Genomic DNA, 16,773 nt, shown 5'->3' with positions numbered 1-16,773 from the left:
AGATGGCATTGCCCTGCTGTCCGTGTGGAAGGACCTCGTTTGCTGGACTGACGGGCGCCTGTGCTGGTGGTGGACTGGTCGAACGTCTGGGCGAAATCGTCGCATCTACGCCTACGCACACGCGGGCGACATCGTGACGGCCGCCCACCGCATAGCCCAGCGGTACGCCGAACTTCGCGCCGCAGAGCTTCCCACCTTCCCTTGCACCCTCGCCAACATGCCGTGATTCGAGGCCCCTGGTGACCAGCGACGTCCTCCCCGCCGTACCTCCCGGAGACAAGCTCGGCGCAATTGAGGCAGGTGCTGCCCACTGCGTCAGCGCCGGCATCGTCTCCTCAGCGATCGCACGCGCCCACAACGACAGCATCGGGGCTAAGTGCTGGCCGAACCGGATGCCGCAGGTGGCGCCATGAGCGCGCGCACGGCCGACGGTACGAATCTCAGGCCGCCACGCGGGCGGGACTACTGGACGGTCGTCATGTGCAAGCCCGACGCCACGGATCGCAGGCTCGTCAGGCCGATCCTCAAATGGATCGCCGGCACCGTGACCATCGTCCAAATCCGGGAAGTGGTGGTCACCACGCAGCAGATCCTCGCGCACTACGCCGACATGTTGGAGCTGCAGCACCGCTTTCCGTTCGACGTCCGCGCCGACCTGATCGACCACTATGTCGGCTCGACCGTGACAGTGGCACTCGCCCGCGGCTACACGAACGACACCGCGCAGCGCGTACGGGACCTGCTCGGCCACTACGACCCGTCCCGCGCGCCGTCCACCACGATTCGTGGCTACTACGGCGACGACAGCGCCGAGAAAGCCGCCGCCGAGGGGCGGTTCATCCGCAACCTCGTCCACGCCAGCGACAACTCCGCCGATGCCGCAGCCGACTTCATGATCTGGTTCGGCGAACCGTACCGGCACATCCTGAGCCGGGAGGCGTACGCACGATGACCAAACCCATCTTGCGCACGGCCGCGCCCTGGAAGGCTACGAGCTGAGTGCGAAGATCAGGCGCTGCTCGACGGCGCTCGCGAACGGCTGGCGTCCGCCGCCCGCCACGAAGACGACTGACCCGACTTCTGGAGCACCGAATGCAAGACCAGACGTGGATGGTCGCCGAGCTCGTCGCACTCGACCTCGAAGGCACGGGCGCGCAGGACCGCCAGGACGAGGCGATCCTGGAGATCGCGGTTGTCCCTCTGGCCGAGGGCCGCGCCCCGACATGGGCGCGGCCTGGGACAGCGTCATCAACCCCGGCCGCTGGATACGGCCCCGCCCGTGGATCTCGCCTGGCCTCTCCGGCGCAGACCTCACCCATGCCCCCAGCCTTGACGCGCTGCGCGGCACCATCGCCGAGAAGCTGCACGGTCGCATCCTGGTCGGTCACAACATCGGCGTGGACTGGCGGCTCATCCACCTGCGCCTGCCCGAAATCAACCCCGCCGGACTCATCGACACGGCCCGCCTCGTCGGCCATCTGCGGCCGGACATCAAGCGGTGGAAGCTGACCGGCCTGCTCGCTCAGTACGGGCTGGAAGACGTGGTGAAGGCGTTGGTCCCGGACGGGCAGCCTCACCGGGCGCTGTGGGACGCGGCAGGCGCCGCCCTGCTCCTGGCCGAGTTGGTCGGCCGGCTTCCTGACCAGGAAGGCACCAGCCTGGCGACCCTCACACGCATAGCCGGTCTGCCCCACCAGCCCGAACGGGAAAACGACGATCAGCTCGCCCTTGATCTGCAGCCAGACCCCCAAGGGAAACCCTGGTAGAAGCCACAAAGATCAGTTACACCGAAGACTTCGACCGCACTGACCACGGTCTGGATCCCGGCACGGGTCGCCGGTCAGCCGCGTGTGTCGACCGGGACGTGCAGCGAGAGGTGCGAGGACAGGGCGCGGAGGAAGTCCGGGGCGTCGAAGACCGCGCCCGCGGAGGCGACGCCGGTGGTCCTGGTCCGGCCGGTGAGGATGCGGTCGACGGCCTCCACCGCGAGCGGCGCGCTGATGGCGTAGATGTCCTGACCGGCGGCGACCACGCGGCGTTCCGTGCCGCCGGAACGGACGAGGACGTCGACGACGAAGGTCTGCGCGGAGCGGCCGCGCTCGTCGACGGCGGTCGGTGCCGAGGCGTCAGGAGCGGACAGGTCCGCGGCCGCCTTGGCGGCCATGTAGGTGCGCACCTCCGGGACGGCCAGGTGGCTGGGAACGGTGACGACGTCGGCCATGGTGAACTCTCCGATGACGCTCTGGGGGCCGAGCGGAGCCGGGAAGGGCCACTCCAGGGTCGGCAGAGCGTCATCGTGGTACTCCAGCCGTCCGCCGGTGTAGCGGACCCGGCGGCCACCCCGTCGCTGTCCCGAGACCACGCCCGAAGCGAGCGTTCCGGCAGTGGGGTGCCAACTGCTCAGGCCGTAGGCGATGTGCGCCTCGTCCGCCGCCGTCCAGTCGCCCATCGCGGTGGTGACCAACAGGTCTCCGAGGCCGCCGTAGAAGGCCATCGCCGGGACCACCACGGTGCCCGCGGCGCGGGCGCGCTCCGCGAAGTGCGCGAACGTGTCAAGGTTCGCCTCGATCTCGGCCGCCACGTCGACATACGGGATGCCGGCGTGCAGCGCCGCCTCGACCAGCGGGGCGGCGGTCGTGGCGAAGGGCCCGGCGCAGTTGATCACGGCGGCCGCGCCGTTCAGCGCGCGGTCGAGCGAGGCCGGATCGTCGACCGACGCCTGCCGCGCCTCGAGCCCCGGCCGGGCCTGCGCCAGCGCCAGCAGCTTGTCCTGGTCGCGACCGAGGAGCAGCGGGACGTATCCACGCTCGCGCAACTCCGCGACCACGAACCGCCCGGTGTGCCCGTAGGCGCCGAACACCGCAACAATCCGACCCGATCCCATGCCTGCTCCCGCGTGCTCGAAGTGATTCAGTGCGTAAATCCTGTCCCGTTGGCCCATCGGCGCCCAGTGTCCGAAACGACATGACCCGTACAATTTCCGACATGAGCTCTTTCCTGCGCTCCGTCGCGGTCGCCGCTACCGACGGGATGCTGCACTTCGAGCTGGCCCTGGCCTACGAGGTATTCGGCTCCGCCCCGGCCGCCCTGTCAGGCCCCTGGTACGACGTCAGGGTGTGCGGCACGCACGCCGTCCGGGTCGGCCGGTTCCTCATGGAGCCGGACTGCGGGCTCGACCGGCTGGCGCACGCCGACACCGTGATCGTTCCCGCCTTGGCCGACGTCGACGAGGACCCGCCGGCCGACCTGGTCGAGGCGGTGCGCGCGGCCCACGAGTCGGGCGCGCGGGTGGTCTCCCTGTGCACGGGCGTGTTCGTGCTCGCCGCCGCCGGCCTGCTGGACGGGCTGCGCGCAACCACCCACTGGGCCCACACTGAGGAACTGGCCACGCGCTATCCCCGGGTGAAGGTCGACCCGGACGTGCTCTACGTCGACAACGGCAGCGTGCTCACGTCCGCGGGCAAGGCCGCAGCGATGGACCTGTGCCTGCACGTGGTCCGCCGCGACCACGGCTCGGCGATCGCCAACGTGGTCGCCCGCCGTCTGGTCGTGCCGCCCCACCGGGCCGGTGGCCAGGCCCAGTTCGTCACCACACCGGTGCCCGCCCAGGACGGCCATCCCCTGGCCGAGCTGCTCCCCTGGGTGATGCGGCGGCTGGACCAGCCGCTCACCGTGGAGGACCTGGCCCGCCAGGCGAACATGAGCTCGCGCCACCTGGCCCGCCACTTCCGCTCGGTAACCGGCACCACCCCGCTGCAGTGGCTGCTGACGCAGCGGATCCGCCGCGCGCAGGAGTTGCTGGAGAGTACGGACGACAGCGTCGACACCATCGCTTCGGCCGCGGGCATGGGCACGGCGACGACACTACGCCGCCACTTCCACCGCACGATCGGCGTACCGCCAGATGCCTACCGCCGCACGTTCCGGGCGTGAGGCCGCGGTCCTCGGCGCCCAGGCACAATCAGGAACCGCAGCACCTGCTTTAGGAGAGTGGAGGCTATTCAGCTTTCCCAGGTGTCATGACCTGCGCAAATAGCCTACCTGACGTGTGGGACTTGCAAGATCATCCCGTGCATGTCCCCAACCCCGATCGCGAGAGCAACCACGTCATCCGGTGGCAAGCCGACCCGGAGCGCAGGGCCGCTAGGCCCGAGCACCGGAAGCGGTGCGGCAGAAATTACACCTGGCCACATGTCCTAATTTTCTGTTTTGTGGTCAATTTGTGCGCGCTGTTCCAGCGGAGTTGGGTCACCTTTTGTCGCGTTCCGGCACTCGGAGGACAAGAATTCTCCGGAATCGCGAGATTCGGCCCACAGCGGCCCGCTCAGTTTGTAGATTTCCGGTACGAGGTTGTGGCCATCGACCGCGGTGAGGAGGGCGAAATTTGGAGACCTGGGACAGTGTACTCATCCGGTCTCAGGCGCCGACGAGCCTGGTGGGGATCGCTCGTCAGGGCAGACTTGCTCGCGACTACGGTAACGGTCCAAAGGCTGTCGTGCTCTCCGAAGTGGATGAGACAGCCTTGGCACTTATCGATCTTGCAGCAGGACATCGCAAGAACCTCGCGCTTGTGTACCCCGCACCTGCTGGGGAGGTCTCTGTTCTACTAGCGGTACAGCTTCTCCTACAGCGATTTCAGCGGCACGAACCTTCGCCTGCGATTGGCATCGTGACCACGGACACCACCCGTGCTGCGCATACCTGGGATCGGCTCAGCATCACGACCCATGGCGAGCACGTGAAGTTATCGGAGGTGTTCGCCTGTTTCCGTGCAGGGCCGAACGGCGAGGCGCCGCACGGCGGGCGACGTGTCCGCGGGTTGATCGTAGGGGAACGATGTGCCGGTTGGGACGTCGACGCCCTCATCGAAGATCACCTCGCCGGTGTGGTGCAGGGCGGCCTCAAGGGTCCGTCTGTCGAACTCTACGCGGATCCTCTCGACCCGCGTCTTGAGTCAGCGGCAGCTCGAGGCGTACTCGTCTGGGGCTGGCCGGAGTCCGAACTTACTTGCGGGCAGGCCGGAACTCCCATCTCGGAAGATCAGACGCCCTTCTCTGTCGCGCATGAACGCCTTCGTACCCTCGCGGAGGGGGTGTCCGTGGCGGTGGAGATTTCACGTCATGATGAGGCGGAAATAGCGATTAAGCGTGCTCGAGAGGACTTACGGGTTCTTCGTGAACTCGCGGGTTCCCATCCAGCCCGGAACATAAGGAAAGGGCTGAGTGTTGCGTGGCATCATCTGTCCACGCTCACGGCATTGCCCTGCCGCCCTTCGGATTTCGATCGGTTCGCGGGCCTGCCTCCGATAGGGGCACGGAAGACGAGCACCTTCGCTGCTGAGGTCGTGGCTTGGGCTCGTACTCTTGAAGGGGATCTCTCCGAGATTGCAACGCTATTAGCTGGTGATCTCGATGAGCTCCGGGCGGCTCTGGATTTAGGCCACCCATTCCTCCACTCGCTCACAAAGGTTGCCGAACAGGGCCCGGAAAGCGTTGCCATAGTCAAGACGCGCACAGCAGCCCGCGCACTTGCCTTCAGTCTTTGCGGGGACCCAAATGCAGGGGATCTGAAGGTGGGCAGTCTGTCCATCGTTGGGATGAGCAAGCTCCACAGGTCCGGGAGCTACGATCGCGCGATCATCGTGGGAGTGCCCGCCAAGTGGGACTGGCACCGCGTGGATTCCGGGCTCGCGAGGAACGTTCGAGTGCTAGTCCTTGGCCGAGAGGATGGTCGAGTATGCGGCAAGGTTGGACGGGCTTTGGAACGTTACCGTGAACACTGGGGAAGCCCTGCGGTTCGAGGCGAGACATGGCGTGCTCTCGTCCACTGTGAACCACCACCAGCGCCGCCCTACCGGCCCAGGCCAGACAGGTTGATCGTCCTGGACGACATAGACGAGTTCGTTCAAGACGCTGACCCGTTCGACGCTCTGGGCTCCCTGTCCCAATTTGAACCGCTACGGATAGGCGAGGAAGGCGTCGAAGAGAGTTTGGCGGTACCGAACGAGCATGGAGACTGGATTGCTGAGGTTCCTGCTGTCCGCGTGGAGACGGACCTCGGCAGCATCATGCTGGAGGTCGGCAAGCGGGTTGAAGTCCGAGACGCTAGGACCGTAACGGAGTACCAACCTGAGCGGCTCGTCCCCGGGATGCGTTTGCTCATCGGCCGCAAAGCGGGTCGGCTCGGCCTTCTCGAAGCGCTGGAAGAACGCCTTCACGGCCAGCGACCAGATCTCGTTGTCGGCCGTCTCCTGATCGATGACTTCCACCAGCGGATCCGTGCCAGTGTCCGGGAGACAGACCTCACCTGTCCAGCACTGCACGAGAAGCTGGAGAGGCTTGGCTGCGACAAGGGGATCGCGGCTGTGCGAGGTTGGGTCTCCGGTGCCTCTACCCTCGCCCCGCGTGACCTATCCGATCTCCGTCACTTGAACAACGTCCTTGGTCTGGCATTGAGCGATACCCGTCTCAAGGAGCTCTTCGCAGCGGTACGGCGATGGCGAGGTTTCCGGCGGTCAGCTGGACGAGCGCTCGCCGAAGCCGCCCGCGCCTCGACGGTGACGCCTCATCACGCCCAGACGGACGACTACACCGGTCTCTCCATCGCCGACTTGAGAGAGGCTGTGATCGAGGCGAACGTCATCCGGGTCGCTCCTTGTCCTATTCCCACACCGCTCACCGAAATCGGGCATTTAGAGACGTCATGACATATAGATTGCAGAATGAGGATGGCGAGAAGTTCGTTCGCTGGCTCCTGAACCGAGTAATTCATGATGCTCGGGGGGATAATCGTGACTCTCTTGAGGTTGCCCCCGTAGGACGATTCTGGCTCGGAAGACTCGCTCCTGAGATTCGAGTAGAGAAGAGCAAACTCGGCAAACGCACCGCACGCATTGAGCCCTGCGAGGCGGGGTTTCGCCTACGGCTCAACGAACTCGACGGACGCCCGATCAAATGCCGCGCGCAGGCCGTCGCCTGGAGAAAGGTCGAAACCGAGCGTAAAGATCCAAACGCCGAGCGCTGGCATAAGTCAGATCCAGTGGCGGTCGAGGTCGATCTTCAAACGCCACGTACTCTCGATGAGATCCAGAGCGCTGGCCGGAAGGAGTTCGAGGCCGGCTTCACCCGCGTGGGCGCGAGTGGCCTGGCATGTGAGATACGGGCGGAGCTAGAGCGCGGGAAGCAGGGGCCAGAGCTGGTTATCACCTTAGTGAACGTTTCCTCGGAGGAACTTGAGGGCTGGGACACGACTGTCTATGAAGCCCGATTGGAAGCCAGCGTCGGCCCCACAGAGAGGTTCGTGCTGGACGACCTCGACGACTCTTTCCGCTACGACAGAACAGTCGCGGCGTACGGGGTGAACAGCGGGGTCGAGGATGACTCGGGCATCGTGTTCCGAACCACGGACGTCGCATCCTATGACCAGCCCCGACCTGAATTCTGGGACCATGACTTCGCTGGAGCATCGCCGGGCCTCGCCTTCGCAACGCTCGCCGAGGATCCGATTCCGGCGATGCGCCGCCTGGTCGCCGCACTGGAACGCTGGGGAGACCGCTTCTGGTCGGAAGAGACGCTGGAGCACAGAGCTGCCCAGGAGAACTGGAGCATCAGCATGAAGGCCTTCGCCTTCGCCGAATCCAAGGAGTTCTCCACGGAGCTCGACAGAATCAGGCAAGGGCTGCACATACTGGAGAACGATCCGAACCTGCTCCGGGCCTTCAAATTGGCCAACCGCTCGTTCTGCGAGTCTCCGGTAGTCAAGCACACAGGGTGGCGCACCTTCCAGCTCGGCTTCTTTCTTTGTAACATCGCATCTCTTGCTCCGAGCACAGCCGAGCGCGAACGCGAGTTCGTCGATACCCTCTGGTTTCCCACTGGAGGCGGTAAGACCGAAACCTACTTGCTCTTCGTGCTCGTCGCCGCCTTCCATGACCGACTCCGGGGGAAGATCCAGGGCATCACGTCATGGGCGCGGTTCCCCCTACGAATGCTGTCGCTTCAGCAGACTCAGCGTTTCATGGACGTCATTGCAGCCGCGGAACTCGTCCGTCGCCGAGAGAACATCCCCGGTCACAAGTTCTCCGTCGGCTTCCTTGTTGGAAAGCAGGGGACCCCCAACAAGATCCCTTCCATAGCCAGGCCTGGAGACCCGAACCCGGACGACCCATCTATGCCCGGCCGTTACCGGGTTCTACTGAGGTGTCCCTTCTGCGGGTCTGAGCAGCTTGAGATGGAGTTTGACAGGACTCAATGGATCCTAAACCACCGATGCAGGAACGCGGGCTGTGTCTGGGGAAACCAGCCATTGCCGTTCAGGATCGTAGACGACGAGATCTACCGCACGCTCCCGACCGTCGTGCTAGGCACGTTGGACAAAGCCGCAAGCGTCTCTTGGTCAGCCCAGATACGTGGATTTTATGGGGCGCCGTACGGAACCTGCCCTGACAAACATGGATTCACCTACGCGCCCCGGTCTGGCACGGAGGGTTGCCTCTACCCCGGGTGCAACAAAAAGCCCCGTCCACTGTCGCAAGATGAAAAGCTGTTCGCTCCTACGATCCGTATGCAGGACGAACTCCACCTACTCAGAGACAGTCTGGGAGCCGTCGACTCCCACTATGAGGCGCTCCTCGACGGCCTGCAGGCGCAGTTTGGGGAAAGTCCGAAGATCATCACTTCATCAGCGACACTGGTCGGTCACGAACGCCAGACGGAGATGCTCTATCGCAGGGCCGGCCGGACCTTCCCCTTGCCAGGTCCACGAGCTGGCCATTCATTCTGGCTCCAGCACAGCGATACTCTGGCCCGCTGCTTCGCTGGGCTCGCTCCTCGCGGCGTTACCCTTGAGTACGCCACTGACCAGCTCTGCGAGTCCCTCCAGGAAGCTGTTCGAAAGGCCGTTGAGCATCCGGAACAGGTCGCCGAGGAGCTTTCCCTCGAACCTGAGCGCCTCCCCGCGCTGATCAGTGCATACGGCACCGATGTCGTCTATGGCACGACACTGAAGGACGTCGAGGCCGCCGCGCGATCGTTCGAGTCCCAGATCCGGATCAGTCCGGTCCGCGCCGCCACGTTGACTGGACGAACCCCCCTAGAGGACGTGCGGGGAGTCCTTGCCTGCCTGAACGACCCTGAAAACGACTTCTACGAACGGATTCACCTGATCGCTGCCTCATCGATGCTTTCCCACGGCGTGGACATCGAACGACTGAATGTCATGGTGATGTTGGGATTGCCGCTGTCGACGGCGGAGTTCATCCAGACCACATCTCGGGTGGGCCGACGGTACCCGGGACTAGTGATCGTGCTCCACAAGATCGGCAGGGAGCGGGATGCAGCCGTCTTTAGATCCTTTCCCTCCTTCGCCCGTCACGCCGAACGGTTGATCGACCCGGTTCCTATCACCGCCAAGAGCAGGCGGGTCCTGGAACTCACCTTCGCTGGCCTCATCATGGGCAGAATATTAGGCATCCATGAGCCGGCCGCCCTCGCCGCTGGGCTCAAGCAGCTCACCACTGCCGGATTCACAAAAAAGGCCTTCGCCCAACTTCCGGTGCTTGAGGAAGAGGAACTCAAGGAACTCATCAGAATGCTCAGTTTCACAGGGGCTCTTGACAGCCATCTCCGGCAAGATCTGCGCAACTACGTCAGGGAATTTTTCCGAGCGCTCAATGATCCGGCTGTGAACGTGAACTTTACGAATGAACTGCTCGAGCCCCATCCTCCGATGAGCTCGCTTCGGGACGTTGAGAAACAAGCGCCAATCTATTCAAGAGGAGGACAGTAGTGAGAGTCGAACGAGGCGCGTCACAGATCCTCTTCGGGCTCCTCCCCGGACAAACTGTGGACCTTGAGGGACGTATCTGGAAGGTCGCCAAGTGGTCCGATCCTGTCGTTGTCACTATCGACCAAGCGACCGTCAGATCGGTCCTTCTCCAGGCAGCTTTTCCTTGGACCCAGAACGGCAAGGACGATGGCCTGGCTCAACAGCTCCATGCAAGAATCCCGATCGAGATCGTGCGGCTCAACGAGGACAGAGGCGTGTTGGTCGAGCCGTTCCCGAAGCAATGGCGCTGCAAATCATGCAATCGCATCACACAACAGGGCCCAGGTGACCGATGTAAATGCGGCGCGGTCAAGAACTGGGCACAGATACAGTTCGTCGCCTTTCACGGCTGTGGCGCCTCCAAGGAGCCATACATCAAGCGCTGCCCTCAGCACAACGCCGTCTCGGTCCGTTTGCCCGGTACCGAGTCCGCTAGAGAGCTCTTCTTCTACTGCCCTGAGTGCCCGAAGTTCCAGCAGTACGGATTTCCCTTCCAGCGGTGCGAGTGCTCGTCTGACGACAACAAGAATGCCCAGATGAGCATCAACGTCCACCGAGCAGGACAGGTGTTCTCACCTCAGTTCGCCGTTGTAGTAAACCCTCCCGACCCCGCGGATGCAGCTCGTGCCCGCGCGACGGGCGGCGGCGCAAAAGCACTTGAATGGGTGCTCAACGGAATGCAGGAGTCCAATCCGGCTGCAGGCCGCCAGACGCCGGCAGAACTCACAGCCGCGCTCAAACAGGGCTTCCCCGGCCTGTCCGATAAAACCTTGAACGACATGGTCGAGCGGGCCGTCAACAGCGGTGAAATGGCTGCCTCGGATACCCCACCACTCGATCTACCGCAAGCTGTCCTTGAGCTGGCGCAGGAAGAAGCACTCAATCTATCCTCCGCGGTCCTCACGGGGCGGGTCCGGGTCAGTGACATGGTGGATGCTGCCGGCCCGCCTCTGAGAAGCTTGTACGAAGGCAGATACCACGATGCAGTCGCCGAGGCCCAGCTGGCCGGGGTGGATCTTCTGACCAATTTCCCAGTCGCGACGTTGGCCTACGGCTTCACTCGGGGCGACAGCACGCCGGGCGAGTCCCGACTCGTCACTTTCAAGGAACGCGGCCATACGAGGGCGTATGCGTCTCTAACCAGGACTGAAGCTCTGCTTTTTCAGATGGACCCCGTCGCCATCCATCGTTACCTCATCGCCGCCCGATGCCGCTTGCTGGCTCCGTCCGACGATGCTCGGAATGCTCGGATCGACATCCTCCGGAACGTCACCATGCCGACCCCTGTTCAGGAGGACCCTCAACAGCTCGGTCGTGAGCTTCTCACAGTTCTCCATTCCTACGCCCATCGTACAATCAGGAAATTGTCGACCTTCGCCGGAATCGAGCGCGACTCGCTCGCGGAATACCTTCTGCCCCATCATCTGTCGTTCGTTGTCTACGCTGTGGCAAGAGGCGACTTCGTCCTTGGCGGCCTCCAGGCATGTTTCGAGACGAACCTCCATCGTGTCCTGGAGGAAATTGCGGAAGGCGAGTCGCGATGCCCGCTCGATCCAGGCTGCCGCAGTGGCGGCGGCGCATGCATGGCATGTCTACACCTCGGCGAACCTTCATGTCGCTGGTACAACCGCTTCCTCGATAGATCGGCCCTGTTCGGCCGGCCCGGCTTGCTGAGTTAGCGGCAGTGACATGGACGATACCGAACTGGTGGGCGGCGCGCTCTTCGAGGCACGCGACCCTATGGCTGCTGCTGCGGTCCTGGCCAAGGCGCTCAACGGTCAGCGAGCTACACGAGCCGACATGCGCGCCGTCGATCTGGACCCTGATCTTTTCGAGATCATTCGACGACGCCTGGGTGACGATCCTGTCCGTATCGAACGTGCCTGTCTCTCAGGCTCGGCTTGGGCACGAGGACTGCAATCCGCTCAGCAGGCCGACCCATGGGAACTCGTCGCGACACTTCCCAGCCATGTCGGGCTCCCGCGAGGTCTGAGACACACCACGGGTGAAACTCTGATACAGCTGATCAATGCAGCAAAGGATCACGTGAAAGCGGTCGCACCCTACATGACACACGGTGGGCTCGACCATCTGTGTCCCGGCTTCGCCGCCGCAACGAAACGCGGCGTAAAGATCGAGATCCTAATTCCCAGCGGCAACTCACCCCCTACGGAGACTTTCACCAAGATGCTGGAGACCATACGAGAGGAGGGCGACCCAAGTCGCATTCGAGTGGCCAATTTCCGCAACGATGCACCATGGGCCCATCTTAAAGTTCTCACCGCAGACTCGAAGGCTGCCTATGTGGGCAGCGCGAACTTCACGGGATCCGGAATGAGGGGGCGGAATCTTGAAATGGGCGTACTTGTGAGAGGAGCGCAAGTCGTTGCGATTGAGCATGTTCTGGAAACTTTTAAGAATCGTGCCTGATTCGGCTGTTCATGTCATAGCGCCTGCGAATTCGACCTAATGATGTGTGCACAACTCGACGGTGTCACTCAAGGTCGGCGGGTCACCGCATGCGCGGCGGGACGACGTCGGTCACTGGCAACATCAGCTCCTGCCTTGATGACGGAAATGAAGACATTGCTCACGTTGAGCTGGGCAAAGTGATCGCCAATCTCCGGGTCGATGCACCGTGTATGCAACAAGAAGGCGCGATGCAGCCCCTGTCCTGCCGGCGTCTGGCGGATCGTAGAGCCCGGGGGTCCCGACCGCGTCCCGGTACGTCTAAGGTCAACATCATCATGTACGGACCCAGCATCCTCACTCGCTTCCTCACCGGGGAACGCCGCCCGGACCGCCACGGCAACACATGGCAGTACCACCCCCGATCAGACCGTCACTCGAAGGTCGCTTGCTGGGGTGTCGCTCTGGACCTACTCGCGTCTTCGTCACTGCTGCGCGATCATGCCCAGCAGACAAAGGTCATTATCGGCGTCAATCACACGATGCGGGACTACGCTACCGGGCGGAAGAAGGACCTGGATCTCGTGATCGCCCGGCCCGAGGGGGCGATCCCGGCCAAAACCAAGACGTTCGCGAGCCTCGCGGCAAAGTATGGGATCACGTTGACCAGTGAGGAAAGAGGGGTGCTCGACCAGCTCCCTCCGCTGTACGTCGCCCCTGTCAGTGCAGTCCTGATCGCTCTGGAGGCTAAGGCGTGCATGACTGAGCACGTCAAGGCGTTGCCGAGGCTGTACGATGAGCTGAATTCGTCCCACCTCTGCGTACACGGCGCGTCCAGCAAGGCGCTTGCCATAGCCTATGTGCAGGTAAATGCCGCAGACGGATTCATCTCGCCGCTGGTTAACAACCTCGCCACCGCCATCGAGGACGCTAAAGTGACCCCGCACAAGCAGCCAGAGTGCACGAGTCGCGTTCTTCAAAAGGTCGCAGAGATACCTCGCCGGTCAGCCTCATCCGATAACGGGTTCGACGGTGTCGGTGTCACGGTTCTGAAGATGCGTAATGATGGCAGTCCGGTCGATGTGCTTGAAAGCGCACCCGCGCCTCAGCCCAATGAGCAGTTCCACTACGGAAGCATGATTATAAGGATGGCCAACGAGTACGACGCCACATTCGCCCGCATCTGAGCACTCGGGAGGGGACATGAAGCCTACAAGGCCTCCCGCTAGCTCTCCGGAGGTCACTGCTCGACTGAGCGGACAAGTCCGTAAGAACACGGGGCTTGAGATGACCCTACGCCGCGTCCTGCACGCGCGAGGGCTACGCTACAGGCTCCATGTCCCAGTTTCTGGAAGACCGAGACGAACCGTCGACATCACTTTCCCGCGGCAACGGGTCGCGGTTTTCCTCGATGGCTGTTTTTGGCACGGGTGCCCTGATCACGGGAGTATCCCGAAATCCAACAGTGCTTGGTGGCTCGACAAGCTAGACCGCAATCGCCAACGCGATGCGGACACGAACGCTCACCTTCGCGCCCATGGATGGACTGTGCTCCGCTTCTGGGAGCACGAAGACGTGATGACAGCCGCTGATGTCATCGAGAGCGTTGTACGGCGACCTTCCTAGACTTTGCTGCGATGAATGCTAATCGATGCGCTCGAAAGCACTCGCCTTATACTCGCTAAACGTGGACACGGGTACAGCAACCTCACACAGGCCTCCCTTGATCGTGGCCCTCAAGGCTGCGGAATTCGCACTCGGCTAACCTTCCTGATCTGGTCGCTACATTCACGGCCGAATCTGTTCAATCAGAAATTGCGGTGCCTAACCCCCATCCCACGCGGGGTAGGTCGCCTGGCCTTCGCCGCTGAGCCTCATGGCAGCCCGTTCGACCGCTCCGCGAAGATCACCATCACCGAGCATTCCATCCCGGCTTTGCTGAAGGGGGCCTCCGCGCGGCAACACCGAGGTTGTCGTCTCGCGGGAACAATTCGGTGGTTTCCGTCCTGGCTTCTCAGCCGCGGTCCGGCGGTGCGGCGCTTCTGGCCAGCACCATGGTGCCTCGACGAGTTGGGGGCGAGCAATCCTGGATCGCACAGCCCACAAGAGTGAGCGGGCAGTTCCCTCTCACAGCAACACGACCAAGTCGAAGACTCGACAGCCTTCCTGGCCAGACCGGCTCGTCAGGCCGTTGCACGGCGTGCATTTACGAGCCAGTACCCACGTAGTCGATGCTGGTGGCCTAATGGGTTTCAAGGAGGCTGCATTCCGAGGTGACGGTAGGGCCTTTCACTAGTGTAGAAACGCCTAGAGTAGCGCACTGCCGCCACCCGCTAGACGGTCGAATCCGCCGGCGCAATACCAGTCATTGGCGGCTAGAGCTTCATACATCGCACCCTTCCAGCTGTTCAGAGTGTCCGCCTGTGCACTCCATGACTGGGCCGCAAGGTACGTGCGGACGGTAGATTCACCTACAGCGTCTAGGATCTGCCGAAGCAGCGATCGAACGCTGGATAATTCAGTAATTGCGTGATAAGAATATAATTCTCCTAATCGGAAAGTCGCGAAGTGATGGCGAACTCGTTCTTCAAGAGTGGCCGACCAATCCGAGGGAGCTTCTACAAAAAAGCGTACAACGGCAGGGGCACCTTCGATAACCTGGCAGCGTAGCCAGCGACTCACCGAGACATCTTCAAAATACGGATTAAGCGTTTGATCGCTTTCGCTGCTCGGGCGGCCGTCTAGCTTAAATCGATTGCAGTCATAGCATGCTGGGATCAGATTTAGCGGCACGACTGAAAGAGCCGCGAATTTTGCGCGCGGTAAATGGTGATCCAAGGTGGCTACCTGGCGCACGCCACACAGCGGACATACGCCATGAGGTGCGGCGAGTTTTATTCGATCATATACGGCCCGACCCGATGATCCAGCCTTGGCCATTCGCTGTTCGTACAGTCCTTTCGTGAGGTTCTCCGATGTAATTTCTAGGGCGACCCCCAGTCCTTCTTCCTCCGGCTGGAAATCCTTGGGATCTAGAATATGCAGCGAGCCCTGCACCGCACATTCTTCGTACCGCTTTGCTGCCTTCTCTATGAGATCTCCAGCCTTTATAAAATTTTCCTTGAGGTCCGTATCCTTGATCTTCGCTAGGCATGATAAGTACGCAGTCTTCGCGGATATCGAAGGGCGAGGGACTGGCCACATTAGCGTATGCCCTCCGCAGCTTTCACTGCCAACAAGATACGGATAACGCCTTGGGCTTCGCCGCCAAGCTTCCCCTCGAATCTCGCCATCGCTTCTTGGAAGGTATCAACTTCAGCTGCCACCCTGCGAAGTTCCGCGTGATACCCAGACTGGGTCACTTCAAGTCCAAATACCTCATGAGTCAAAACGCCTACGTTCTCCCCGAACGTTTCGATCTGAGGACGATCAGCAGCGGATTGTTCTCCGCTACGCCTAAGTTTCCACACGCATTCTCGGGGAACCTCCTGAAGAACGACAGGCGAGTGCGTTGCAATGATCGCGACACCGTTTCGGTCTGTCAGGAGCTGCGAAAGTGCGCGCATGAAGGCAGCGAGCAAAGGTGGATGCAAGTGAGACTCTGGCTCATCGAATAGAATGAGTGATCGTTCACGCAGCGCTTCGACTAGGCGAGTCAGCGTTAGTAGGACGATTTTGTGGCCGGAGCTGGATCGCTGGAATAGATGGGAGAGCTCTCTATCGATCGAGCCCCAAAGGTCATCGTCGGTGTTTTCCGCATTCTCGGAGTCGACCACTGAGAGTATGTCGAGATCTCGAAATATTGGATCCGCTTCAAGCGCCTGGATCGCCCGCTTCCACCTCGCGCGCAGTGCTGCGCTACGCATGCAAGAGTCAACGCTATTAAGAAAATCATCGGACAGTTCCGCGATGGCTTTCGGGTTTGTGCTCCTTGAGGCCACCCTTCCAAGTCCGATGTATGAAACCGGGACTTGTGGCCTTTCGAGAGAGAAAAGTGTGTTGGCGTCATTGTCCTCGAAGGCACCCATGGCTGGCAAGAACGGATCGAAAGCACTAAAGCTTACAAAGATGACATTGGAGAAGGGGATATGGCCGCCCTCGGCATCGGCGTCGAGATCAAGGAACGTTCCTGGCTCTGTTTTGCCTTGATCGTCAAGTGGAGTGAGTGCGGCGGACATGCCCTTCAGGAGCGTGGTTTTCCCAACCCCGTTACTTCCGATTAAGACATGTATGTTAGTCGATGGTTGACTTTGGGTGCGGACTTCGAAAGACAAATCTAGCGCTTCGCCGGAGCCCTGCTCGCCAGTCGCTGGCCTGATGTAGCGGAACTGATAGTTGGTCAGCCTAGCCCCTCCACGAGCCATTCGGCGGAACTGCACCTCTGCCGTAGACTGAACCTTTTTCATCCTCAGGTGCCCTGGGCAACTCGGTGGTTCTGAAGGACGGCGATGGCCTTACAGAGGTGGCCGGCCTTGGAAGGGCTGCAGCGTAGCTTTCGGAGGATCTTCCAGCTCTTCAGCTGGGCGTTCGCGCGTTCGC

12 protein-coding genes and 1 pseudogene are annotated in these 16,773 nt (G+C 61.9%); 9 read left to right on the top strand and 4 right to left on the bottom strand.

From position 1 onward, the window contains the following. Positions 1-376 precede the first annotated feature (376 nt). Both AB0C16_RS36050 and AB0C16_RS36045 read left to right on the top strand, forming a co-directional pair. The gene (locus AB0C16_RS36050; protein ID WP_357689908.1) at positions 377-952 is read left to right on the top strand and encodes a nucleoside-diphosphate kinase; all 576 of its coding nucleotides are present in this window, start codon (positions 377-379) and stop codon (positions 950-952) included. Positions 953-1,223: 271 nt separating this feature from the next. After that, positions 1,224-1,766, top strand: coding sequence for a 3'-5' exonuclease (locus AB0C16_RS36045; RefSeq protein WP_357689907.1), 543 nt, complete (start codon positions 1,224-1,226; stop codon positions 1,764-1,766). A 74-nt stretch (positions 1,767-1,840) separates the two neighbouring features. Here the strand turns inward: AB0C16_RS36045 and AB0C16_RS36040 are convergent, their stop codons facing one another. After that, positions 1,841-2,884 (bottom strand): saccharopine dehydrogenase NADP-binding domain-containing protein, encoded by a 1,044-nt coding sequence (locus AB0C16_RS36040; protein ID WP_357689906.1) that lies wholly within the window; start codon positions 2,882-2,884, stop codon positions 1,841-1,843. A gap of 101 nt (positions 2,885-2,985) precedes the next feature. On the opposite strand from AB0C16_RS36040, the gene AB0C16_RS36035 reads away from it, so the two are divergent. From AB0C16_RS36035 to AB0C16_RS36005, 7 genes are all read left to right on the top strand, one after another. Next, on the top strand, positions 2,986-3,933 hold the full coding sequence (locus tag AB0C16_RS36035; protein ID WP_357689905.1) for a helix-turn-helix domain-containing protein: 948 nt from the start codon (positions 2,986-2,988) through the stop codon (positions 3,931-3,933). 451 nt (positions 3,934-4,384) lie between these two features. Beyond that, complete coding sequence (locus AB0C16_RS36030) at positions 4,385-6,706, top strand: hypothetical protein (protein ID WP_357689904.1); 2,322 nt, start codon at positions 4,385-4,387, stop codon at positions 6,704-6,706. Continuing rightward, positions 6,703-9,786: a helicase C-terminal domain-containing protein gene (locus AB0C16_RS36025; protein ID WP_357689902.1), complete on the top strand. Its 3,084-nt coding sequence runs from the start codon at positions 6,703-6,705 to the stop codon at positions 9,784-9,786. The genes AB0C16_RS36030 and AB0C16_RS36025 overlap by 4 nt, the downstream gene beginning before the upstream one ends. Beyond that, complete coding sequence (locus AB0C16_RS36020) at positions 9,786-11,504, top strand: hypothetical protein (RefSeq protein WP_357689900.1); 1,719 nt, start codon at positions 9,786-9,788, stop codon at positions 11,502-11,504. The genes AB0C16_RS36025 and AB0C16_RS36020 overlap by 1 nt, the downstream gene beginning before the upstream one ends. Positions 11,505-11,514: 10 nt before the next feature. Beyond that, entirely contained in the window at positions 11,515-12,255 is a 741-nt protein-coding gene (locus AB0C16_RS36015; RefSeq protein ID WP_357689898.1) for a phospholipase D-like domain-containing protein, read from the top strand. An 89-nt stretch (positions 12,256-12,344) separates the two neighbouring features. Beyond that, positions 12,345-13,421, top strand: coding sequence for a hypothetical protein (locus AB0C16_RS36010; protein WP_357689896.1), 1,077 nt, complete (start codon positions 12,345-12,347; stop codon positions 13,419-13,421). A 16-nt stretch (positions 13,422-13,437) separates the two neighbouring features. Further along, complete coding sequence (locus AB0C16_RS36005; RefSeq protein ID WP_357689894.1) at positions 13,438-13,860, top strand: very short patch repair endonuclease; 423 nt, start codon at positions 13,438-13,440, stop codon at positions 13,858-13,860. Between the two features lie 681 nt (positions 13,861-14,541). Here the strand turns inward: AB0C16_RS36005 and AB0C16_RS36000 are convergent. The 3 genes and pseudogenes from AB0C16_RS36000 to AB0C16_RS35990 form a co-directional block, all read right to left on the bottom strand. Beyond that, on the bottom strand, positions 14,542-15,291 hold the full coding sequence (locus AB0C16_RS36000) for an HNH endonuclease signature motif containing protein (protein WP_357689892.1): 750 nt from the start codon (positions 15,289-15,291) through the stop codon (positions 14,542-14,544). 146 nt (positions 15,292-15,437) lie between these two features. Continuing rightward, positions 15,438-16,598: an ATP-binding protein gene (locus AB0C16_RS35995; protein ID WP_357689949.1), complete on the bottom strand. Its 1,161-nt coding sequence runs from the start codon at positions 16,596-16,598 to the stop codon at positions 15,438-15,440. A 44-nt stretch (positions 16,599-16,642) separates the two neighbouring features. Continuing rightward, positions 16,643-16,773: pseudogene (locus AB0C16_RS35990) on the bottom strand (IS5/IS1182 family transposase); the annotation flags it as partial.

This window comes from Nonomuraea sp. NPDC048916 (assembly GCF_040649575.1).
Taxonomy (GTDB): Bacteria; Actinomycetota; Actinomycetes; order Streptosporangiales; family Streptosporangiaceae; genus Nonomuraea.
Note: the sequence above shows the minus strand (reverse complement) of the source record. Positions and strands in the feature narration are given on the sequence as shown.